Source organism: Gaetbulibacter sp. PBL-D1 (assembly GCF_050509525.1).
GTDB lineage: Bacteria > Bacteroidota > Bacteroidia > Flavobacteriales > Flavobacteriaceae > Gaetbulibacter_B > Gaetbulibacter_B jejuensis.
Genome location: NZ_JBNWKB010000002.1, coordinates 136630 through 160623, shown reverse-complemented (window position 1 = coordinate 160623; position 23994 = coordinate 136630). Strand labels below are relative to the sequence as shown.

The 23994-nt window shown below is 33.1% G+C and carries 17 protein-coding genes and 1 tRNA gene; 10 read left to right on the top strand and 8 right to left on the bottom strand.

Annotated elements, in window-relative coordinates; translation table 11 throughout:
• Window positions 1–4: 4 nt before the first annotated feature.
• Genes rnpA through ACQ0RB_RS02660 form a run of 3 tightly spaced genes read right to left on the bottom strand, consistent with a single transcriptional unit; the run spans window position 5 to window position 2864 of the window.
• Window positions 5–379, bottom strand: a complete 375-nt coding sequence (gene rnpA / locus ACQ0RB_RS02670; RefSeq protein ID WP_129759815.1) for a ribonuclease P protein component — start codon at window positions 377–379, stop codon at window positions 5–7.
• Between the two features lie 3 nt (window positions 380–382).
• A complete protein-coding gene (locus tag ACQ0RB_RS02665) occupies window positions 383–1987 on the bottom strand; it encodes a S8 family peptidase (protein ID WP_430496303.1) in 1605 nt (534 codons plus the stop codon).
• Window positions 1988–2006: 19 nt separating this feature from the next.
• On the bottom strand, window positions 2007–2864 hold the full coding sequence (locus tag ACQ0RB_RS02660; RefSeq protein ID WP_430496302.1) for an MBL fold metallo-hydrolase: 858 nt from the start codon (window positions 2862–2864) through the stop codon (window positions 2007–2009).
• A gap of 146 nt (window positions 2865–3010) precedes the next feature.
• Between ACQ0RB_RS02660 and ACQ0RB_RS02655 the strand changes: the two genes are divergently transcribed.
• A complete protein-coding gene (locus tag ACQ0RB_RS02655; RefSeq protein WP_131506414.1) occupies window positions 3011–4831 on the top strand; it encodes a cation:proton antiporter in 1821 nt (606 codons plus the stop codon).
• Here the strand turns inward: ACQ0RB_RS02655 and lepA are convergent.
• On the bottom strand, window positions 4828–6624 hold the full coding sequence (gene lepA / locus ACQ0RB_RS02650) for a translation elongation factor 4 (RefSeq protein WP_129759819.1): 1797 nt from the start codon (window positions 6622–6624) through the stop codon (window positions 4828–4830). The two genes, ACQ0RB_RS02655 and lepA, sit on opposite strands and share 4 nt — an antisense overlap.
• Window positions 6625–6765: 141 nt before the next feature.
• Between lepA and ACQ0RB_RS02645 the strand changes: the two genes are divergently transcribed.
• Entirely contained in the window at window positions 6766–9183 is a 2418-nt protein-coding gene (locus tag ACQ0RB_RS02645) for an outer membrane beta-barrel family protein (protein WP_430496299.1), read from the top strand.
• On the opposite strand, the gene ACQ0RB_RS02640 is transcribed toward ACQ0RB_RS02645, so the two are convergent.
• Window positions 9180–10295 carry a TolB family protein gene (locus ACQ0RB_RS02640; protein WP_430496297.1) on the bottom strand — a complete coding sequence of 372 codons (1116 nt, stop codon included), beginning with the start codon at window positions 10293–10295 and terminating at the stop codon, window positions 9180–9182. The genes ACQ0RB_RS02645 and ACQ0RB_RS02640 overlap by 4 nt on opposite strands.
• Window positions 10296–10336: 41 nt before the next feature.
• Here ACQ0RB_RS02640 and ACQ0RB_RS02635 point away from each other — a divergent pair, with 41 nt between their 5' ends.
• Both ACQ0RB_RS02635 and dusB read left to right on the top strand, forming a co-directional pair.
• The gene (locus ACQ0RB_RS02635; protein WP_430496295.1) at window positions 10337–11563 is read left to right on the top strand and encodes a M28 family peptidase; all 1227 of its coding nucleotides are present in this window, start codon (window positions 10337–10339) and stop codon (window positions 11561–11563) included.
• A gap of 1 nt (window position 11564) precedes the next feature.
• Window positions 11565–12557 (top strand): tRNA dihydrouridine synthase DusB, encoded by a 993-nt coding sequence (gene dusB / locus ACQ0RB_RS02630; RefSeq protein ID WP_129759822.1) that lies wholly within the window; start codon window positions 11565–11567, stop codon window positions 12555–12557.
• Window positions 12558–12570: 13 nt separating this feature from the next.
• On the opposite strand, the gene ACQ0RB_RS02625 is transcribed toward dusB, so the two are convergent.
• Together ACQ0RB_RS02625 and rbfA are read right to left on the bottom strand one after the other, a co-directional pair.
• Window positions 12571–13773: an ABC transporter permease gene (locus tag ACQ0RB_RS02625; protein ID WP_430496293.1), complete on the bottom strand. Its 1203-nt coding sequence runs from the start codon at window positions 13771–13773 to the stop codon at window positions 12571–12573.
• The gene (rbfA, locus tag ACQ0RB_RS02620) at window positions 13774–14166 is read right to left on the bottom strand and encodes a 30S ribosome-binding factor RbfA (protein WP_129759824.1); all 393 of its coding nucleotides are present in this window, start codon (window positions 14164–14166) and stop codon (window positions 13774–13776) included.
• Between the two features lie 82 nt (window positions 14167–14248).
• Between rbfA and mce the strand changes: the two genes are divergently transcribed.
• The 6 genes from mce to ACQ0RB_RS02590 all read left to right on the top strand — a co-directional run bounded on the left by mce (window position 14249) and on the right by ACQ0RB_RS02590 (window position 21975).
• Window positions 14249–14653 carry a methylmalonyl-CoA epimerase gene (gene mce / locus ACQ0RB_RS02615; RefSeq protein WP_129759825.1) on the top strand — a complete coding sequence of 135 codons (405 nt, stop codon included), beginning with the start codon at window positions 14249–14251 and terminating at the stop codon, window positions 14651–14653.
• A gap of 82 nt (window positions 14654–14735) precedes the next feature.
• Window positions 14736–14809, top strand: a tRNA-Ile gene (locus ACQ0RB_RS02610).
• A 279-nt stretch (window positions 14810–15088) separates the two neighbouring features.
• Window positions 15089–16327 (top strand): DUF58 domain-containing protein, encoded by a 1239-nt coding sequence (locus tag ACQ0RB_RS02605; protein WP_430496290.1) that lies wholly within the window; start codon window positions 15089–15091, stop codon window positions 16325–16327.
• Window positions 16324–18981 (top strand): transglutaminase-like domain-containing protein, encoded by a 2658-nt coding sequence (locus ACQ0RB_RS02600; RefSeq protein ID WP_430496288.1) that lies wholly within the window; start codon window positions 16324–16326, stop codon window positions 18979–18981. Before ACQ0RB_RS02605 ends, ACQ0RB_RS02600 begins: the two co-directional genes overlap by 4 nt.
• Before the next feature lie 9 nt (window positions 18982–18990).
• Window positions 18991–20001: an AAA family ATPase gene (locus ACQ0RB_RS02595; protein WP_430496287.1), complete on the top strand. Its 1011-nt coding sequence runs from the start codon at window positions 18991–18993 to the stop codon at window positions 19999–20001.
• A gap of 3 nt (window positions 20002–20004) precedes the next feature.
• Window positions 20005–21975: a hypothetical protein gene (locus ACQ0RB_RS02590; protein WP_430496285.1), complete on the top strand. Its 1971-nt coding sequence runs from the start codon at window positions 20005–20007 to the stop codon at window positions 21973–21975.
• On the opposite strand, the gene ACQ0RB_RS02585 is transcribed toward ACQ0RB_RS02590, so the two are convergent.
• Window positions 21976–23802 (bottom strand): sodium:solute symporter family protein, encoded by a 1827-nt coding sequence (locus ACQ0RB_RS02585; RefSeq protein ID WP_430496283.1) that lies wholly within the window; start codon window positions 23800–23802, stop codon window positions 21976–21978.
• Window positions 23803–23994 lie beyond the last annotated feature (192 nt).

Here is a 23994-nt window from a genome sequence, read left to right as displayed (position 1 = left end):
AAGTTTAGTTATTTGAGGATGCGTTTAAGAATTTGTTCAGTAAAACCTTCATTTTAGTGTCTAATACCTCAAAAGTTATACCATCGTTACCAATGTATAAAATCATTAACGCATATTGTGTTGTAATGTTGTTAAAAATTACAGCCTTGTTTAATCTATAGGCTTCTCTCATTAATCGTTTGATACGATTTCTATCAACAGCATTTTTAAATTTTCTTTTGCTAACAGTTACACCTGCTTTTAATAAAACCGAATCATCAAAATCAACAGGCAAGTATATAAGCTTAAGTGGATAAGCTGAAACCGATTGTCCTTCTGCAAAAAGTTGTTCAATAAGCTTTTTACTCTTTAATTTTTCTTTTTTGTTGTAGGTGAACATTAATTAGTTGTTGTTTAGTTTAGAAGCTTCTAATAATGCGTTGTAAGCATTTAATAGTTTACCAGATTTTGACAAGGTATCAAAAGACTTTATATCTCCAATATTTCCGCCAACAATTACTTTGGTATTAATTTCTAAACCAGAATTTAAAATAGCTTTTTTTACTTGTGATGCTGTTAAATTAGGGTATTGCGAACGAATTAATGCTGCAACTCCTGTAACCAATGGAGCAGCCATTGAAGTTCCTCCTTCAGACTCATAAGAATTATTTGGAACTGTGGAGTAAATACTAGAACCAGGAGCAAAAATATCAACATTTTGTTTTCCGTAGTTAGAGTAATCTGCAACTAGGTCGGAACCATATCGATAATACGTTGCACCAACATTTATAAAGTTATCCGCAATTTCTTTTCCATTTTCAACATCAGTAGGAAAATTAAGAGAAGAATCTAAATTTAATGCATCGTTACCTGCTGCGTGAACAATGAGTACATCATTGCTTGCTGCATATAAAATAGCATCCTTAACCCACTCTTTATGAGGTGAAAAGTATTTACCAAAGCTCATATTGATAATTTTTGCTCCATTATCAACAGCATATCGTATGGCTAGAGCAATGTCTTTATCATATTCATCTCCATTAGGTGTGTTACGAATAGACATAATTTTTACATTGTTTGCAACACCATTTATGCCTTTGTTGTTGTCTCTTTTAGCTGCTATTATACCTGAAACATGAGTGCCATGGGTTTCTTCAGTATCATGAGGTTTTACATTATTATCTCCATAACCTATATCGTTTATGTCGTTAGGATTGTCGTTTGTTTTTCTGCCTTTTAGGTTTTTATTTAAATGAACTGTTAATCGCTCGTTTATTAATTTCAAATCTTTATTTAAAGCTGCTTTAATGGCATCAACAGTTTCAAAATTGTAAGTGTAAACAGATCTCATTATTGAAACCGCTTCCAATACATTTTGGTCTTCAGTTCTAATAGCAAATACGTCTTCTTTGGTATAGTTTTTTTTCTTTAGATAACTTGAAATTCTATTATCTGCAGTAGTTACTTGTTGAATAAGATTCTCAGTATTGGTTTTTGCTTCTGAGTATTTTTGATACTGTTTTTGATATTCAAAAAGCGCATCAGCATATCGTGGGTTGGAAGAATCTCCACTTACAATTAATCTTACAAACTCAAATTGCTCGTCATAAGTATCTCCTATAAAATTCCAACCGTTAACATCATCTATAAAGCCATTATTGTCATCATCTTTTCCGTTGTTTGGAATTTCTTTAGTATTTACCCAAATAGAACTTGAAAGGTCTTCATGGTTTATATCTACTCCAGAATCTATAACAGCAACTATGGTTGTAACGCCTTTATTGGTTTTAATAATTTCGCTGTAGGCTTTTTCAAGGCTTATACCAGGAATTGTGTCTTTTATTAAATCTAAATGACTCCATTTTTTTAGCTCACTTTCAGATAAATTAGAGATTTTTAAAGGAATGTTGTCAATATTCTCTTCTGGTGTTGAGATAATAGGAGACGACCCACAATTATGTAGCAACACAAGTAGTAAGCAAAAAAATAAAGCTTTAATTGTTTTCATGTTTTACAATTACGTTTTTTTAGAACAAATCACTACAACTGTAAACATCTTTTAGCCTTACACCTTTTTCGGTTTGCTGTACAGTTATAATCTCATTGTGAGCGTCGTGTTCTAAAAATAGGTAAAAATTGTCATTAGCAGCAAGATTTAAAAAGGCTTCTTTTTCATCTAAGGTCAATAGAGGTCGTGTATCGTATCCCATAACATAAGGTAAAGGCAAATGACCTGCAGTTGGAAGTAAATCAGCCATAAAACATATTTTCATATCCTTATAAGTAATTACAGGAATCATTTGCTTATCAGTATGTCCATTTGCAAAAAAGATATCAAAACCTAATTCAGAATTCTTTAAAATTTCAGTTTCAGGTAGTGATACAAAGTTTAGCTGACCACTCTCTTCCATCGGAAGAATATTTTCTTTCAAAAACGAAGCTTTTTCACGATTATTAGGTTGAGTTGCCCACAACCAATGGTCTTTATTGCTCCAAAAACGTGCATTTTTAAAAGCAGGCTCATATCCTGTTCTATCTTTATTCCATTGTACACTGCCTCCACAGTGGTCAAAATGTAAATGCGTCATAAACACATCAGTAATATCATCTCTATGAAAGCCGTATTTTTTTAGAGATTTATCAATAGTATCATTTCCCCATAAGTAATAATATCCAAAGAATTTGTCGCTCTGCTTGTCTCCCATTCCTGTATCGATTAAAATCAACCGATTTCCATCTTCAATAAGCAAACAACGTGCAGCAATATCTATCATATTATTAGCATCGGCAGGATTAGTACGATGCCATAACGATTTTGGCACAACACCAAACATAGCACCACCATCAAGCTTAAAATTTCCAGATTCAATAGGATATAATTTCATAACATTTTATTTTTATGCAAATTAAAAAAATACTAAGGAATTTAAGTGATTGAAGCGCACTATAATACTTTTAAAAACCAATTATTTTACCGTTGAGTAATGGATGGTTATGGTTTTTATTAGTATTTTAACAAAAAATAAAATACATGATTGAACTTTCAGGAATTGTAATTTTAGGAATATTAGCACAATGGGTTGCATGGCGATTTAAAATACCTGCAATTTTACCCTTAATATTAATAGGATTATTTGTTGGGCCAATTTCTACATTACTATCTCAAGATGGCTCAAAATGGATTGAACCTGTTTGGAACGGAACCAAAGGACTCTTTCCTGGTGAAAGCCTCTACAGCTTTGTGTCTTTAGCAATTGGTGTCATACTTTTTGAAGGTGGTTTAACCCTTAAGCGCAATGAAATATCCAAAGTAGGACCAGTAATTTTAAAATTGATAAGTGTTGCAGCTGCTGTTACATTTATTGGTGGAGGAATTGCAACTCACTTTATTTTTGGCTTAAGCTGGAAAATTTCATTTCTATTTTCAGCATTAATAATAGTTACAGGACCAACTGTAATTGCACCAATTTTAAGAAATATTCCGCTTAAAAAAGACGTTTCTGCAGTTTTAAAATGGGAAGGTATTTTAATTGATCCAATAGGTGCTTTAGTAGCGGTTTTGGTTTTTGAGTTTATAAGTATTGGAGATGATAGTGGTTATACTTTACAAGCATTTATTGAGTTTGGGAAAATTGTAATTGTTGGATTTTCTTTTGGTACAACAGCAGCATTAGCATTGTATTTTGCTATTAAAAAGCATTTAATTCCTCATTATTTATTGAATGTTGCAGCTTTATCAGTTGTGCTTTTAGTGTTTGTAGAGTCTGATGTTTTTGCACACGAATCTGGTCTTTTAGCTGTTGTGGTTATGGGAATGGTGTTAGGTAACAGCAAACTTCCTAACCTTAAAGAATTATTATATTTTAAAGAGTCGTTAAGTGTTTTACTTATTTCTATACTCTTTATTTTGCTATCTGCCAATGTAAATATTGAAGATTTAGAAATTGTTTTCAATTGGAACACTGCCATATTAATGGCAATAATCATTTTTATTCTTCGTCCGTTAGGTGTGTTCTTAAGCACCACAAATTCTAGGTTAAAAGTCAACGAAAAGCTATTTATTAGTTGGGTTGGACCAAGAGGTATTGTAGCTGCAGGTATTGCTTCTTTATTTGGTACAAAGCTAGTTTTAAAAGGAGAACCAGGAGCTGAATATATTACGCCTTTAGTGTTTACAACAGTTTTAGTAACCGTATTACTTAATGCTACAACAGCACGATCTTTTTCAAAATGGATAGGCGTTTACTTAAAATCAAGCAACGGAATTTTAATTATTGGAGCGTCTGAAGCGTCTAGAATTATTGCAAAATACTTGATTGATAATGGACGACATGTGGTGTTAATTGATAGTAACAAAGAAAATATCGATAAAGCCAGAGCAAAAGATATTGATGCAATGGAAGCTAATGTCTATTCTGAAGATTTATCTAACGATGTTGAGCTAAGCGATATTGGATACTTACTTGCACTTACAGGAAGTGATGAGGTAAACAGACATTCTATCAATAAATTTCAAAAGCATTTGGGCGAATCTGGAGCGTATCGTTTAATTTCTGCTGAAGAAATAAAGCATCCAGAGTCTATTCCGACAGATATTATTTTCTCTAAGAAGGACGATTACTTAAACTTTAGTGAAGTTGCAAGAGACTATCCTGTAGTTAATGAAATAAATATAGAGTCTAAAGAAATGTATTTAAAGACCATTGAGCGCTTAAATGCTGAACAAAAAGCAATACCTCTATTTATAAAAGATCTATCGGGAGAGCTACATATACTTTGCTCTTTAGATAAGAATTTTGAAATAGAAAAAGGCTTTCAGTTAGTTTACTTAGGAAAACCCGAAGGACTTTAATCGTTAAGCTTTAATACAGCCATAAACGCTTGCTGAGGTATTTCAACATTACCTACTTGACGCATACGTTTTTTACCTTTTTTCTGTTTTTCTAAAAGTTTACGTTTACGCGAAATATCTCCACCATAACATTTTGCAGTCACATCTTTACGAAGTGCTTTTACGGTTTCTCTAGAAATAATTTTTGCTCCAATTGCAGCTTGAATAGGAATATCAAACTGCTGTCTTGGGATAAGTTCTTTTAACTTTTCACACATTTTTTTACCTATGGTGTAGGCATTATCGGCATGAATTAATGCTGAAAGCGCATCAACTTGTTGCGCGTTTAATAAAATATCAACCCTTACAAGTTTTGAAGCTCGCATTCCAATAGGAGAATAATCAAAAGATGCATAACCTTTTGAAACCGTTTTTAAACGATCATAAAAATCAAAAACAATTTCAGCTAAAGGCATATCAAAAGACAGCTCAACACGCTCAGGTGTTAAATATGTTTGATTGGTGATGACACCACGTTTTTCAATACACAAGCTCATTACAGGACCAACAAAATCGGCTTTAGTAATAATAGTTGCTTTTATGTACGGTTCTTCTACTCGGTTAAGTGTAGAAGGTTCAGGTAAATCGGTTGGGTTGTTAACAATGATGATTTCATCAGGATTTTTGTTGGTAAACGCGTGGTAGCTTACGTTAGGAACGGTTGTGATAACTGTCATATCAAACTCACGCTCTAAACGCTCTTGAATAATTTCAAGATGCAACATTCCTAAAAATCCACAACGGAATCCAAAACCAAGAGCCGCAGAACTTTCAGGAGCAAATACTAAAGAAGCATCGTTAAGCTGAAGCTTTTCCATAGATGCTCTTAAATCTTCATAATCTTCAGTATCTACAGGGTAAATACCAGCAAATACCATTGGTTTTACGTTTTCAAACCCTTCAATAGCGTTTTTAGTTGGCTCTTTAGCATCAGTAATAGTATCACCAACTTTTACTTCTTTAGCTTCTTTAATACCAGTAATTAAATACCCAACGTCACCAGCGTTAATAACTTGCTTTGGCTGTTGTTTAAGTTTTAAAGTTCCAACTTCATCAGCAAAATACGTTTTGCCAGTTGCAATAAACTTAATGTTTTGCCCTTTTCTAATTTTACCATTAATAACTCTAAAATAAGTTTCAACACCTCTAAAAGGGTTGTAAACAGAGTCAAAAATTAAGGCTTGTAATGGTTCGTCTGGATTACCACTAGGAGCAGGTACACGCTCAATAATTGCAGATAAAATATTTTCAACACCAAACCCAGTTTTTCCACTAGCATGGATAACTTCAGAAGGGTCGCAACCTAATAAATCTACAATATCATCAGTAACTTCTTCAGGATTTGCACTAGGTAAATCTACTTTATTCAACACAGGAATGATTTCTAAATCATTTTCAAGAGCTAAATATAAATTAGAAATAGTTTGCGCTTGTATACTTTGAGCAGCATCAACAATTAAAAGCGCTCCTTCACAAGCAGCAATGGAACGCGATACTTCGTAAGAAAAATCTACGTGACCAGGAGTATCAATAAGGTTTAAAACATATTGTTCGCCATTGTGCATATACTCCATTTGGATAGCATGCGATTTAATAGTGATACCTCGTTCACGCTCTAAATCCATGTTATCCAAGAGCTGATCTTGTTTTTCTCTGTCGGTAACCGAACCAGTAAAATCTAACAGCCTATCAGCAAGAGTACTCTTGCCATGGTCGATATGTGCTATTATACAAAAATTTCTAATGTTCTTCATAGTGCAATTCTTCATCCTAAGATTTTGCAAATATAATCGATTTATTAAGGTTTATAGTTTTTTCTTTTATACACGTTTACGGTTTTTCAGTAAAAAAAATTCTAAAACAAATAGTATATTGCAATATTAAATTATAAAAATTTGAATTTTATTCAACGAATTATAAAATTATTACTGTTTTTTATCCCATTACTTAGCCTAAGTCAAGAGTTTACTATTTCTGGTCGTGTACTAGATATTGACAACAACCCTGTGTCCTACGCTAATGTAATACTAATGACCAATGACTCAACTATTGTTAAAGGTGTTTCCTCTAATGATAAGGGAGCTTTTAGTTTTTTTGATATAGAGAGTGATACTTATCTCATAAAAACGAGCTTTATTGGTTACAAAGACAATATTATAACTATTGTAGTAGATGGAGATCTTGTTCTTGAAGATCTAATTTTAGAAGAAAAACAAGAATCTTTAGACGAAATTACACTCACCTATAAAAAGCCAACAGTAAAAAAAGAAGCTGATAGAGTCGTTTTTAATATTGAAAACTCTGCATTAACTGAAGGTAATATGCTTCAGGTTTTAAAAAGTACACCAGGAGTTTTGGTATTAGACAACAACTTATTGGTTAAAAACACAGAGCCAACGGTTTATATAAACGACAGAAAGGTACATTTAACTGCTGCAGAACTAAGTCAATTACTTGAAGGCGCATCGGCAAACAGCATAAAAGCTGTAGAAGTTATTACAAATCCTTCGGCAAAATATGATGCTGAAAGTGGAGCTGTTATAAATATTGTAATGAGTAAAAACCTTATTACAGGGTATAGAGGTAATGTGTTTGCTAATTATACTCAAGGTGTTTTTCCTAGATATAATGCAGGAACAAGCCACTTTTTTAAATCTGAAAAAATAAACTTCTCTGCAAACTACAGTTATACGCAGAATAAAATTAATAGAAACAATAGGGAAGAGGTTAATTTTTTAGATGATAACTTAGATATTGAAGAGACTTGGAAATCTCAACTTAATCGAAACACATGGTCAAAAACCCATAATTTCAATTTCAATTTTGATTATAATATCAATGAAAAAAACACGTTGAGTTTATCTTCTACAGTACTTTGGTTGCCTGATTTTAAGTATAAGATAAGCAACCTTACCAATGCTTTTGATAATACTGAAAGCTTAATGTTTTATTATGATTCCAACAGTTTATCATCAGATGAAAAGCATAATATTGGATTGGATTTAGACTATACTCATTTATTTAAAAACCCTGAAGAAAAGTTGTCTTTAAATGCACATTATACCAACTATGATTACAATAGGTTACAAGATGTATTGAGTAATTATTACAATGCTGACGATTCTTTTATTGAGTCAACGGGTTATAACACAAACAACAACCAAGAGACCGAAATTTTTACTTCAAAAGCTGACTATACATTACCAATTAGCGATTCTTCTCTTTTTGAAGCAGGAGCAAAGGCTTCGTTTATAAACACCAATAGCGATATTACACAATACGATATTGTAGGAGGCAGTGAAGTTTTAAACCCAGAAAATACTGATGCGTTTGATTATGAAGAGGCTATTTTAGCAGCTTATATAAACTATTCTCAAGATTGGGAAAAGTTTAGTTTAGCTCTTGGGTTAAGAGCAGAACAAACCAATGTTACAGGAATTTCTATAAGTAATAACGAAACTAACAAACAAGACTATTTAGAGTGGTTTCCAACAACAAGTATAAACTATATAATGTCTGACAACCTTAGTTTTTATACTAATTACAAACGAAGCATTCAAAGACCAGATTACGAAAGTTTAAACCCTTTTCACTTCTTCATTAATGACAATACAGTTTATTTAGGAAATCCTTCTCTTAGACCAGTTATCGATAATTATGTAGATGCAGGATTTACTTTAAACGACAGCTATACTATTCAAGCCTATTATAAGAAATCAAAAAACAACATTTATGAGTTACCAATACAGGATAACGAAACCAATTTAGTATCGTATGTTCCTGTTAACTTTGACAACACTGTTGAGTATGGTTTTGATTTTATTCTTAGCTCTTATATTACCGAAAGATGGTTTTTATACGGAGTGTTTTCAGTTTATAATGTTGAAGATACCGAAACGTTTGATGCTGAGGTTTTAAATCGAGATATGTGGTCTACGTATAGTGTTTTACAAAATGATTTTACATTTTTAAAAGACAAAACACTCAACCTTAACTTAACCATGTATTGGGTTGGAAAAAATCTTCAAGGACTTAGAGAGGTTGATGGACGCTTAGCTTCAAATTTGTCAATTTCGAAGTCTGTTTTCAATAAAAAAGGAGTCATTTCACTTTCAGCTGAAGATTTGTTCAACCGACAAGATTTTACTGATAGATCACGTTACTTAAACCAAAACAGTAAACTTTTTACTGATGTTGATAACCGTTATATTAAAATAGGGTTTAGATACATGTTTGGAAATACTAACCTAAGCTCTAACTCAAGAACCAGTAATCTTCAAGAGCGTAACAGATTGCGGTCAGAAAGCAATTAGTCTTGCCATTCGGCAATAAATAAGTTGGTATCACGACCACCTCCATTATTTCGGTTTGAAGAAAATGCTAAATATTTTCCATCATTTGAAAACACAGGAAACGCATCAAATGTTTCGCCATGAGTAATGCGTTTAAGGTTTTTACCATCAAGATCAATCATGTATAAATTAAAAGGAAATCCGCGTTCAGCTTCAAAGTTTGAAGAGAACAACACTTTTTCTCCACTAGGATGAAAAAACGGACTCCAGTTGGCATTTCCTAAACTAGTTAGTTGACGTAAATCACTTCCATCAGCATTACAAATGTACAGTTCCATTTCAGTAGGTTCTACTAAACCTTCTTCTAAAAGTGCTTTATATTCTTTAATTTCTTCTTCGGTTTTTGGTCTTGAAGAACGAAAGATCAATTTAGTACCATCAGGAGAGAAGAAAGCACCTCCATCATAACCCAATTCGTTGGTAATTTGTTTAACATCAGTTCCGTCAATATTCATGGTGTATAATTCTAAATCACCACTTCTGGTAGATGTAAATACAATTTTATCACCTTTAGGAGACACTGTTGGTTCAGCATCATAACCAATTTCGTTAGTCAATTGCTTTACAATATTTCCATCTAAATCAGCTACAAAAATGTCGTAACTATCATAAATTGGCCAAATGTACTTTCCGTTTTTACGCAAAGGTGTTTCAGGGCATTCTTCATTACCCAAATGTGTTGAAGCATAAATAATATGTTTGTTATCAGGAAGAAAATAAGAGCATGTTGTTCTGCCTTTTCCTGTACTTACCATTTTAGGCGCAATACTATCAGTAAACGTGTCTGTAGCATTCATTAAAAACATTTGATCGCAACCAACATTCCAGCCTTTGTTGTTAGATTGAAATACCAATTGCTTGTCGTCAAAACTCCAATAGGCTTCAGCATTATCACCTCCAAAAGTTACTTGACGAAGGGATTTAAAATGTGTTTCTTCAGGATATATTAAAGACTCTTTTTGCTCCTTTTCAACAGCAACAGTTGTATCTTGTGTGTCGTTAGTAGTGGTTTTGTTTTCGTTTTTACAACCTAAAAGGGCTAAAGCTAAAATTGAAAGTAATGTGTATTTCATACTATTATTGACTAAATTTGCTCAAAAATAAGATTATTATCATGAAGAGAATATCGCTACTAGTTTTTTTTGTATCGCTATTGGGTTGTAAAAAAACCGAAACAATAAGCAGTAAAATTAAGGATGATGTTACTTTTTTGGCAGATGATGCGCTTGAAGGAAGACAGACAGGAACCGATGGTGAAAAAGCTGCAGCTGAATATATTGCTCAAAGGTTTGAAGATTTAGGACTTACAGCTAAAGGAACCGAAGGGTTTTACCAAGCGTTTTCTTTTAAACCAAAAACAGATCCTCACCAAGAAGTTAATTACATTGTTAAGGATGGAGACAGCTCTATAACAGGAACTAACGTTATTGGGTTTTTAGATAATAAAGCAGAAAATACTATCATTATTGGAGCACACTATGACCATTTAGGGTATGGTGCAGAAGGATCGTTGCATAGAGGAGAAACTAATGAGATTCATAATGGAGCAGACGACAACGCAAGTGGTGTAGCAGTGTTGCTTGATTTGGCTAGAAAACTTAAAAGCACAAATACAGGAAACAACTATCTATTTATGGCTTTTTCTGGCGAAGAAATGGGATTGTTAGGATCTAACTACTTTACAAAAAACCCGACAATAGATTTACAAAAAACCAATTACATGCTAAACATGGATATGGTTGGTAGACTAAAGCAAGATAGTACGCTTGCGGTTTATGGTGTTGGTACGTCTCCTATTTTAAAGCAAGTTGTAAAAGCAAACAATTCTAAATTTAAAATCATTGAAAATGAATCTGGTGTTGGTCCAAGCGATCACACCTCTTTTTATAATAATGATATTCCTGTGCTGCATTTTTTTACTGGTCAGCATGAAGACTACCATAAACCAGGTGACGATACTGAAAAGTTGAATTTTGAAGGTATGGAAACCATTTCAAGCTATATTTTTGATATTATTTCAGACCTTGATGATAACGGAAAGTTAGCCTTTAGAAAAACTAAAAATGAAAGTGAAGAAACACCACGATTTAAGGTTGGCTTAGGTGTAATTCCTGATTATTTGTTTGATGGAGAAGGTATGCGAATAGATGGTGTTAGCGAAGATAAACCAGCGCAAAAAGCAGGGCTTCAAAAAGGTGATATTGTTATACAATTAGGAGATAGTTTGGTAACAGATATGATGAGTTATATGCGAGCTTTGTCAAGTTTTAACTCAGGCGATAAAACCAAAGTGACTGTAAAAAGAGGAGAGGATAAAGTAGAAGCAGAAATAGAGTTTTAGTATGGTAAAAATAGGTGATATAGAACTTCCAGATTTTCCATTGTTGTTAGCACCAATGGAAGATGTAAGCGATCCTCCGTTTAGAGCGTTATGCAAAGAACAAGGCGCAGATGTGGTATATACAGAGTTTGTATCTAGCGAAGGGTTAATTCGTAATGCAGCTAAGAGCGTCATGAAACTCGATATTTATGAAAAAGAACGTCCTGTTGGTATTCAAATATTTGGCGCCAATTTAGATAGCATGCTTCAAACTATTGATATTGTTGAAAAATCTAACCCAGACATTATTGACATCAACTTTGGTTGTCCTGTAAAAAAAGTAGTAAGTAAAGGCGCTGGAGCAGGTATTTTAAAAGATGTTTGCCTTATGGAAAGCTTAACGGCCGAAATGGTTAAACGCACGAATTTACCAGTTACAGTAAAAACCAGATTGGGTTGGGATCACGACTCTATAAAAATTGTTGAAGTTGCTGAGCGTCTTCAGGATGTTGGTTGTAAAGCCATTTCTATTCATGGACGTACAAGAGCACAAATGTATAAAGGAAATGCAGATTGGAAACCGATCGCTCAGGTAAAAAACAATCCAAGAATGCACATTCCTGTATTTGGAAATGGAGATGTAAACTCTCCTGAACGTGCTATGGAAATGAGAGACGATTACGGATTAGATGGTTGTATGATTGGTAGAGCTACTATTGGAAACCCATGGTTTTTTAAGCAAGTAAAACACTTTTTTAAAACAGGAGAACATTTAGCACCAATTAGTTTAGAAGAGCGTGTAGATGCCGCAAGACGTCATTTGCAAATGTCAATCGACTGGAAAGGGGAGAAGTTAGGTGTTTTTGAAACTAGACGTCATTACACCAACTATTTTAAAGGTATTCCAAACTTTAAGGAGTATAGAACCAAAATGGTAACTAGCGATGACCCTAAAGATGTATTTGATACCTTTGATGAAGTATTAGATAAGTTTGCTGACTACCAGTTTGTGTAACTTTTTTAACTTCTTAAAAATTATTTACCAGCGCTTTATTTATTCTGCTAGACGCAAGTTTTGAAGCCAATATTCCTAAAACGGTTATAGTAACTAGCACTATTACAAAATTGATAGGTTTTATAGCGACAGGATAAGGTAACGACGGAGTTAGCATGACAAGTTCAAAAAGATATTGAAACAGCACAATTAAAAAGCCAATGACTAAACCAAGAATACCTCCTAAAACAGTCATTAAGCTACCTTGAAGAAAGAACACATTTTTAATTTGTGATACATCAACCCCAAGGTTAAATAAAGTATTTAACGATTCTTTTTTGTCTAAAATCATCATGATTAATGCACCAATAACATTAAATAAGGCTATAATGATTACTAAAGTAAAAATAAGATACACAGCCATATTTTCTGTATTGAGCATTTTGTTGAGAGAATCGTTAAGCTCATTTCGGTTTTTAATTTGAAAACGATTTCCAAAAGCAGCAGTTAAAGCGTCTCTAACACTAGCTTCATTAGCATTTTCAGTAAGTTTAAGCTCAATACTACTAATTTGATTATCGTTATAATTCATAAGGTATTTAGCAGTGTTTAAATTGGAATACACATACTCATTGTCTAAATCTTCATTAATGTGAAACACGCCTGTGTTTACAGCATTTATAGAGTTAAACGCACCTCTTACTGAGCTTATTTGTCCTTTACCTGGTTTAGGAACATAAATAGTAAGACTTTTACCATAATCTAAAACACCAAAAGACAATGTATTTGAAATTCCCCAACCAGAAACAATTTGGTTACTATCGGTTAACCAAGAACCACTTACAACCATAGTATCAATAGATGTTACACGCGTGTAATTAGCATCAACACCTTTTATATTTGCGAGTTTTCGTTTTCCGTCAAATTCAAGAATAACGCGTTCTTCAATGGTCTTTGAGTAGTATTTAATATCTAAAATATCAGCAAGTGCTAACGAATCTTTTTCAGAAAACACAAACGATTTTCCTTCAACAGGAGTCAATTTTAAATCAGGATCGACAAACGAAGAAAATTCAAGGCTAAAGTTTTTTAAACCCGCAAAACCAGAAAGTACAATAAACAATGCAGCTGAGGCTATAACAATACCTGAAGCCGCAATAACAGTCATAATATTTATAGCGTTGTTACTGCTTTTAGAAAACAGATAACGTTTAGCTATATATAAAGAAACATTCAATTATGACTTTTTTCTTTTATTAAGAAGATCAGGGTTGCTAATAGGGTTTTCTTTTCCTTTAAGAGACTTTTCAATTTGGTCAATATATTCCAAAGAGTCATCAATAAAAAATTCTAAACTAGGCATTCTTCGTAATTGATTTTTGGTACGTTGTGCTAGTTCGTGCCTAATTAATGGTGTGTTTGAGCGAATGCCTTTTAAAAGTTCCTCGCCTTTATCATTAGGAAAAATGCTTAAGTAAACTTTTGCAATAGATAAATCTACAGTAACCGAAACTTTGGTTACTGAAATGATAACACCTCTAAGACCACCTTTAGTTGCTGCACCTTGAAGTACATCTACTAAATCTTCTTGTAAAACGCCACTTATCTTTTTTTGTCTGTTGCTTTCCATAATGCAAAAATAGTTGATATTTAAGGATTATTTTATTTTTGAATACACAAAATTTATGCCTTAGGCACAAAACACCTTAAAAATGAACAAAATAGAGCATATTGGTATTGCAGTAAAAAACCTTGACGAGTCCAACAAACTGTTTTCAAGCTTGTTTGGAGAAGCACATTATAAAATAGAAGACGTTTTAAGCGAAGGCGTAAGAACCTCATTTTTTAAATCAGGACCTAATAAAATAGAGTTGCTTGAAGCGACCAACAGCGATAGTCCTATTGCAAAATTTATAGAGAAAAAAGGAGAGGGAATTCATCATATAGCTTTTGCGGTAGACGATATAAAGTCAGAAATTGAACGCTTAAAGACAGAAGGCTTTATCGTTTTAAACGAAGAACCTAAACGAGGAGCCGACAATAAATGGGTTGCGTTTTTGCATCCTAAATCTACAAATGGTGTTTTAATTGAGTTGTGCCAAGACATAAAGGATTAAAAATTCTTGTAGAGTATTAAAATAAGTAGTAATATTGCACACTCTTTTTTAGAAGAGATTAATAATTAGCGTTAAGCTAATGGGTCCTATAACTCAGTTGGTTAGAGTATCTGACTCATAATCAGAAAGTCCCTGGTTCGAGCCCAGGTGGGACCACAAAACAAACCGTTTCAAATCATTGAAGCGGTTTTTTGGTTTTAACAATTACCATATTATAAGAGACGTTTATACAAAGCAACACTTAAATTAAAATATATTTTTAGTTGCTAGATACTTACCTATTTTTTGTAGATTGAGCCTTTGTAAACCAAATGTCCATTTCAAACAAATTTCACTTTGAATTTTAGCCTTAATAGAATTATTAGTTACCTGCCTTTTAAAAGAAATGCAATAATTTTTGCTTTAGTACTAATAACAGCAATCTATTTTGTTAAAATGGAGTTCTTCATCGAGGACACCAATATTGCTTTATATCTTAAGCTGTTTGCGTGGGTAATTGGAACGTTTATATTGATTTTAATTGGTATAGGTTTTTTATACACGTTGGTTTGCTACCTGTATTTTGTCATCAATAAGAAAACTATTAATCCTAAAATTGATATAGGATTAGATGGTAACATAAAAGGAGTTGCAGGACAAGTACCTGTTTTAATTTCTTTACCAAAAGCCATACTTCCGTTGTTGGGTTACATCAAAATAAAGATAGAATTTGAAAATGGAAAACTCTCAGACACTGTAGTTATCAATAAGTTTTCTCAAGGGTTTGAAAAACTATTGCCAAAAGAAGGTTCTACTTTAATTTGGTTACCAGACAGGAAGCAATATCACGTTAAAGGGTTTGTTATTAGTTTTATTGACTATTTGCAGTTTTTTCGTTTTACAACGTATAAAAAATCAAAAAACGCATTTTACCTTCATTCTTCTGAAATTGAACTTTCCGTTGATGATATTAACCCTTCAAAAACTAAGGAAGAAAAAGAAAAAATAAAAACGTCTCGTAAAATACAAGGTGATTATCTCAACTATAAAGATTTTGAAGTTGGAGATGATGTTCGCCGAATTGTCTGGAAAATTTTTGCTAAAAATAGAGAGCTTGTCATTAGAACGCCTGAGGTTATAAACCCTTATGCTTCGCACATAAAATTTTACACAAGTTTTTATAACGTTTTATCTAAAGATCTTACTTCGGCATATGCGGTTAGTATGCTTAATTATTACAAAGATATTGTGTACAATATTTGTTTAAATATTAAGAAAAAAGACAGAAAAGTAGAATTCAATATTGACCAAGCTGTAAACGAATTTATATCGGTAAACGAGAATGATCGTGTTGGGTTTCAGCTAAGTTCGGCAAGTTGGCAAAACAACTTTTCGGTAAACGAACTGAAAGCCTCTGGAGAATCTATAATATGTGTGTCGACCTTAATTAGCTTAGAAGAGCTTACTACCTTAATTGAAAAAGGAACTTCAAACATTATTATTGTAAAAGCATCGCGACATTTAGACCATCAAAACGTGTTTAATTTCAAAAACCTATTTTTAAGACAAGATCAAAAAAGCGAACTTAACAAGCTAGCTTGGATATTTTCGGCAACCCGAAAAAAACTAAAAAAGAACGAAGAAGGTATAGAAAAATTAGTGTCTAACTCTAATTTTACAGGACAGATTATATGAGAAAAATAGACTACAAAGAACTTACACTTGGGTTACTGTTTTTAATCCTTCCTACGATACTTATAATGTATCCGTTGCTCGATTTTCTGTCAGAGTATTACTCATTGCTTTTTGTCAACAAGCATGTATTAATTGGTGTGTTTTCAGCAGGAATTATCACAGCATATTTATTACATAAAACCAAAATTCGATTTCTAATTATTTTTGGCTTACTACTGCTCATTATTAATATTCTTTACAGCTCTATTAGTGCATCGTCCTTTAATGAGTTTGATGCTTATTATGTGGCAAATCGGTTTAAAATAAACACCAGCATTTTTGTGTTTGGATGGTTTTCGGGCTTTGCAATATCACGTTGGAGGTATTATTTAATAGTGTTTTCAATACTATTAACAACACTGTCAGTCATTCTCATTTCAGATATGGAAATGTCTAACGTAAATGAAATGATATGGCTTGTTGCACCAACGGTACTCTACTTGTTTTACGTACTGTTTGTAAAAGAATTGCTTAAAACTATTCAAAAGCAAGAAAAAACCAATTACGTTATGGTAGTTGGAAGAATTTTGTTGTTTTCGTTAATAGCGTTGTTTTTGTTTTGGTCAACAATACAGTTGTTAGACTCAAAGATTGACCATATTCAAAACGAGATTACACAAGGTCAAAGTGATGAAAGCGATGAAGAAGATTCTGATGGAGAAAATGAGAACAAAGACAAAAAAGATTCTGATAAAAGTAACTCTAATACCAGATTTAATTTAGATGATTATTTAGGACTTAGAGATCGATTAAACGTTTCAGAAGAACTGTTGTTTTGTGCCAATATTGATAACTTTATCAATCCTACAACACCAAATCCGCAGTACATTACGCTGTATCATTTAAATCAGTACAATCCAACTTTAGAGCAATTTGAAGTTGATCCAGACAGTATTGTTCGCGATTTATTTTTACCAAACCCAACAAAAATCCCTCAATATTTCACTCAAGTAAACGACTCTGTATTGGTTTATGACAAAATGGAACGCGCTACCAAAGAGGTAAAAAGTACCATTTATATTGCTGGTCTTAGTCCTGAGGTTTTTGTGGCTCCAAGTACAGCTTATGCATGTCAACCAATTTCAATTGAAGAAGAGTTTAAAAAAGACTATAAGTTTGCTTACAATGTGTTTTCTGAAGTATCAGAACTCAATAGTGCTTATTTTGTTTACAATACCCAAGACGAGTCAATTATTAATTATCAAGAAAACCGTTATCGCACCTTAAGACGCGCTAAAAGTTATGAAGGCGAAAACGAACGGTTTATGGACTATTATACCGAAGTTCCTGAAGGCGAGCTCTATAATAAAATAGGTCATTTGGCAGATAGTCTTACCAAAGGAGACAATACAACTATTGATAAAATATTAAGCATTCGCAATTATTTCTTATCAAAAGATGAAAAAGGAGATCCTTTATACGTCTACACTTTAACACCAGGAAAACTAACAGACCCAAACATTCCTAACGCAAGTATGTTAGATGAATTTATGTTCAACACACATAGAGGTTACTGTACTTATTTTGCAACGTCATCATTGTTTATGTTACGATCTTTAGGAATACCAACACGTGTAGCTGTTGGATTTATGACGGTTGATAGAAGTCACAAAACTCCAGGTTGGTATTGGTTTTATGGAGATCAAGGTCATGCTTGGACGCAAGTTTATATACCAGAATACGGTTGGCTAGATTTTGACATGACAGTAAGTAATACAGATGCTGAACAATCACCACAACCTGATGGTACACCTCCAACGCCTCCAACAAAAGAAACTTATGTTGGTAAAGGAGTAATTACCGAAGTAGATACCCTAAGTAAAACAATGCAAGTTCGCGTTGATAAAATGATTATCAACGATAATGGTATTGCTCTAGACAGTACCAATCTTTTAGACATGTCGTTTGACGTTAACCAAGCCAAAGTGTTTGCAGGCGAACAACCAATTGCTTTAAAAAATGTAAAACTTGGTGACACAGCTGTAATGGTGTCTTTTGATTATAAATTAGGACGAATTCGGAAAAAATACAATAGCGAGACTATTGAAAATTACATGAAACTTTTTCCAGACCCAATTACAATTATGGAAGTTCATGTTCCTAAAATTGAAGAGGAAAAGCTAGACGACGCTACTAAAGAAGAGGAAGATAGTGCAATGAAAACCATAACAGATTGGTCAATTTATGTGCTTGCTACAATTCTGTTAATATTATTGGTGTTAATGTTGCTGCCAATATGTTATTATTTGTGGTTGTCTAAAAAAGCTAAAAATCACAGTTCTATTACAATGCTATCAGAAGTCAATTATAAAAACGCCCACTTTATACTTAATCAAATGGGTATTCCAAGAGACCACCAAACACCTATGGTTTATGCACGAGATGTCGTTGACCCTAAGTTTGGAACTCACTTTGAGGATTTTGTTAAAACCTATCAAAAACTAAAATATAGCGAAGACCAACTTACTAATGCTGAGGTTGATTTAATTAAAGAGTTTCATTCTGATTTTAATCAAAAAGTGTTTTCAAAATATAGTAAGTCGCAGCGCTTTTTCAATTTTATTAAACCAAATAAATGGATTCACTACATGCTGAATCTTAATCTAAAAAAATAGTGTATTATTATGAGTCAAGACCTAGAACATACAAGCCCAAACCACATACAAACCATTGCTGAAGATACTTCTGGAAAAAATATAGATGTATTAATTGAAAACATTGGAAAGGTTGTAAAAGGACATAGAGAGCAGATTATTCAAATTATCACTTGTCTTATTGCTAAAGGGCATATTTTGTTAGAAGATAATCCAGGTTCTGGTAAAACGGTTATGGCAAAAACCTTGGCACATTCGTTGTCTGGTGAGCAAGCACATTCCGATTTTAAACGTATTCAGTTTACTCCAGATTTGTTACCAATGGACTTGATTGGGTCGCATTTATACGATGAAAGTAACAAAGACTTCATTTTCAAAAAAGGACCTTTATTCTGTAATATTTTATTAGCAGACGAAATTAACCGAGCATCACCAAAAGTACAGTCGGCTTTATTAGAGTGTATGGCAGAAAATCAAATTTCTATTGGAGATCAAACTTATAAGCTCGAAGACCTATTTTTTGTAATAGCTACACAAAACCCAATTGAAATGGAAGGAACCTATCCTTTACCAAATGCGCAATTGGACCGTTTTTTTATGAAGATTAGTTTTGGGTACGTAAGCGAAGACATAGAGTTAAAAATCTATAAAAAGCAATTAGAAATACAGCGATCGCAAGATACTGTTGAAGCAGTGTTGAACATGAAAGATATTTTAGCACTTCGCAGTAAAGCTGAAGAAGTTCATGTTGACGACGAAATTATTAAGAGCATAAATAACATTGTTAGAGGTACGAGAGAACATTCAGGAATTATTTTAGGCGCATCAGTTAGATCTGGAATTATTCTTTTAAAATGTTTAAGAGCTTATGCTGTAATTCATAAACGAAACTATGTAATTGAAGATGATTTGGCAGCTTTGGTAAAACCAGTACTTCAGCATAGATTATTATTTAAAAACCTTAGTGCTGAAGGTAGCGCTATTGACAGTATAGTAAAAACTGAAATTTCGCGTTTGTCAAGACTTAATTTAAAAAAGTAATTTGTGAATAGTACAAGCACTAAAATACGCTTAACTTTTATTTGCTTCTTTTTGGGGCTAATGACGCTCTTTGCGCAACGCATTGAAATTGACCGATTGGAACGAGAGTTTAGAGGAAGTTATAGTGGTCGTAAAGCCTATGAGCTTTCACAAAAAATGATTCAGTTAGATAGTACGTACTATGTTGGTCATTTTTTTGAAGCAAACTATAGGTACGACAGAGCTTCGGATAAAAGAGGATATGAGTCGGCAATAAAGTCGCTTGTAAAAGCTGTTGAGCTGCTTGAAAAAGATTTTTATAGAGAACTAAGACGAACTACCGATATTAGAACATATATTGATCGTTATCAATACCAAAGAAAGTATGCTATTCTCATTTATTACTTGTCAAAAAGTTATGAATATATAGATAAACCTGGTGAAGCGATTAAGGCGGTTAAACGACTTCAAAAACGCGACTTTGTATTCAATTTCGGTATTAATCCGTATAGCAATATTTCATGGATTTACTTGCGTAACAGGATGTACAGTCCAGAAAAGTATCCGTTTTTAAAATCTACAATTGAAGAAAATCTTCAACTAGCCTCTAAATATGCCGATTCTATTAAAGACAGTGACAAAAACAACCAATGGTTTATAAATACCTATTGGCCAGATTATGGAAATGGAGCGTTGTTGAGTTACTATCACTATAAAAACATTATTTACTCCCATCAACTTAAAACAGATTCTGCCGAATATTTTAGTAAACAATTAGAAAGGTACGATAGGTTGTCGTATAACAACTATGGTAATCTTCAGTTTATACAAGCCAAGTATGACGAAGCAGAAGAAAGCTACGAAAAAGCACGTAAAAACGATAACTACGAAGAGAAAAGCGTAAAAGAGTTTGACTATATGCAATCTGCTATCAAGATTTTTAAAAACGATTTATCGGCAGCAAAAACAATTATTGATAGGTCTATTAAATACCTTGGTCCATCTCCTGGTTTTGGGTGGAATAATATTGCATTAAGTAGAGCTTATTATTATTCAGGAGATTTAAAAAAGTCTAAAGAATTTCGTGATAAAGCAGCAAACTTTAAAGAAATACACGTTAACAGTACTTGGGGAGAAGTGTCGTATAATCGTAACACGCTTTTATTTAAATATTTGTACCATAAAAAGTCTATAAAAGAGCTAAAGTTTAGAGACAAAGGTTATTGGTATAAACCTAAAACGCTCTACGAGATTTCAAAACATCACTTTAAACAAGAAAATGCGCATTTGTTGTTAACAAGTGAATTATCTGCAGATCCTGAACGATTTATAGGGTATTACAATTTATTTGCTTCTGAAAACAACTTGTTTTTTGATGAGATTTGGGAGCTCATAAAGTATTTTAATCCTAAGTACTTCATCAATATATTTGAGAAAAAATTACAAGAAGACGAGCGTGAAAACGTGCACAAATACTTCAATTATTTTATAGGACAATTTCATTTAGAAGATGGAGAATATGACTTAGCGATTGAAAAACTTGAAGGCGTTTTAAAAGACGAGCATCTTAATGCTACTAATGAAAAGCTACTGGTAGCTAGAGTACATGAAGCATTAAGTAAAGCCTATCTTGAAAAGGATAATGCAGCCTTGGCGAATGAACATTTGTTAGCGTTTTATATGAATTTTCCTCAGTTAGTGCCTTATTCGGAGCTTGAAATGAAGTTTAATTTAAAGATAGTCAATACAAGTTTAACACCAGAACAGGAGGCTATAGTTGAGGAACTTAAAGACAGCAATATTGAATGGGTTGAAAATGATTTAAGTTGGCCTACTTTAAAAATTAATATTACAGAAAAAGACAACGAACCTACAGTTGATTATGAAGTCTTAATTGATAATGACACAAAATTTGAAGGTAGCTTAGAGTTAAAATCTATTGAAACCCCAGGACAGTTATTAGCTTTTAAAGCTTTTGGCATTAACCTAGAATAGTTAAAAAACCACAGCCTTTATCTTCTTCCAAAGATGTTTTAAGGCAAAAGCAGATACAAGCGCAACAAAAGTTAAAATAGTAGCTTTTGTGTATTGTCCATAAATCCAATAACCTGTTGCAAACAACACGCTATATATTGTAACACATCCAACAATTGTTGCTAAAACTCCTGAAGGCACATTCCATTCTTGTTTGTTAAGGTTGAGGTCAACACCTTGGTCTTGTGCTTTTTTGACAGTGTGTTTCCAACCTGGTCCACCAGGTTGTATTTTTTTGTAAAATGAAAACAGAGTGTCGTCTTTTTCAGGCTTAGTTAAAAAAGTAACTAGCAACCAAACTCCTGTTGTTACTATAACAATAAAAGGATAAGTCATCCAACTAGGCATTAAGCCAATAGTATTTTCATTGCCAAATAACCAAGCAGATAGTGCAATTGATTTTGAATTCAGCAACAAAGAAATAATCCCAGAAACAAACATTGCCGAAATTTCACTCCACGCATTAATGCGCCACCAAAACCAACGCAGTATAAAGATTAATCCTGTGCCAGCACCAAACATTAGTATAATATTGAATAACTGAAGTGCGTTGTTAAGCAACAAAGCAAGTATAGCAGAAACAGCCATTAGAATAACTGTTGATATTCTTCCAACATTTACCAATTCTTTTTGAGAAGCATTTTTGTTAACACGTTGCACATAAAAATCATTAACGATATAAGATGAACCCCAATTAAGATGCGTAGAAATAGTTGACATATAAGCTGCAATTAACGAGGTAAGTACAACGCCTAAAAGTCCACTAGGTAATTTGGTTAACATTGCAGAATATGCAATATCATGACCTAATTTATCATCAGTAATATTTGGAAAGGCATCTTTAAGGCTTATTAAATCAGGATAAATAACTATTGAGCAAAGCGCTACAATTATCCAAGGCCAAGGACGTAATGCATAATGAAGTATGTTAAAGAAAAACGTTGCACCAATAGCATGGTTTTCGTTTTTGGCAGCCAACATTCGTTGCGCAATATAACCACCACCACCAGGTTCAGCTCCAGGATACCAAGCGCTCCACCATTGTACAGCTATTGGAATAATTAAAAGCGTAATAAGCGCTTCTTTATTATTGAAATCAGGTAAAATATTTAGTTTAGAGGCTACAGTTTCGTTCTCAATAAGTGCGCTTAAACCACCTATTTCAGGCAAGTTTACACAGTAGTACGCGGCACCAATTCCGCCACACATTGCTACAAAAAACAAGATAAAGTCGGTGTAAACTACTCCTTTAAATCCGCCAACAGCACTAAAAATAACTGTTACAGCACCAGCAATCCCTACAGTTTGTAACGCAGTAAGCCCAAGCATAACTTGCCCTATTTTTATGGCAGCCAATGTAACCGCTGCCATGGCAAGAATATTAAAAATAACACCAAGATAAACAGCTCTAAAAGAACGTAAAAACCTTGCAGGTTTGCCACCATATCTAAATTCGTAAAACTCAATATCTGTTGATACTCCTGATTTTCGCCATAATTTAGCATACACAAAAACAGTTAGTAAGCCAGTAATTAAAAATGCCCACCAAACCCAGTTTCCAGACACGCCATTAGTTCTAACAATATCAGTAACAAGGTTGGGAGTATCTGTTGAAAATGTAGTCGCTACCATTGAAACGCCAAGTAACCACCAAGGCATAGTACGACCCGAAAGAAAATATTCAGCTGGATTTTGACCTGATTTTTTTGATACCATAAAGCCAATACCCAAGGTAATTGCGAAAAACCCAAAAATAAAAACGTAATCTATTGTGCTTAAATTTATCATGTACTGATTTGTATTAAATTTAATTATCGTGAAATTTAGATTAAAATATCAAGAATGAGAATTTTTAGTAGTAGTTTCTAATAAAATGATATTTAAAAAAGTCTTTAAATTAAGTTTAAAAACACATGTTGTCATGTGAAAAATGTAGTTTGTGGAAAATTGAAGCCTTTTTCTTACAAGAAATATTGTTTT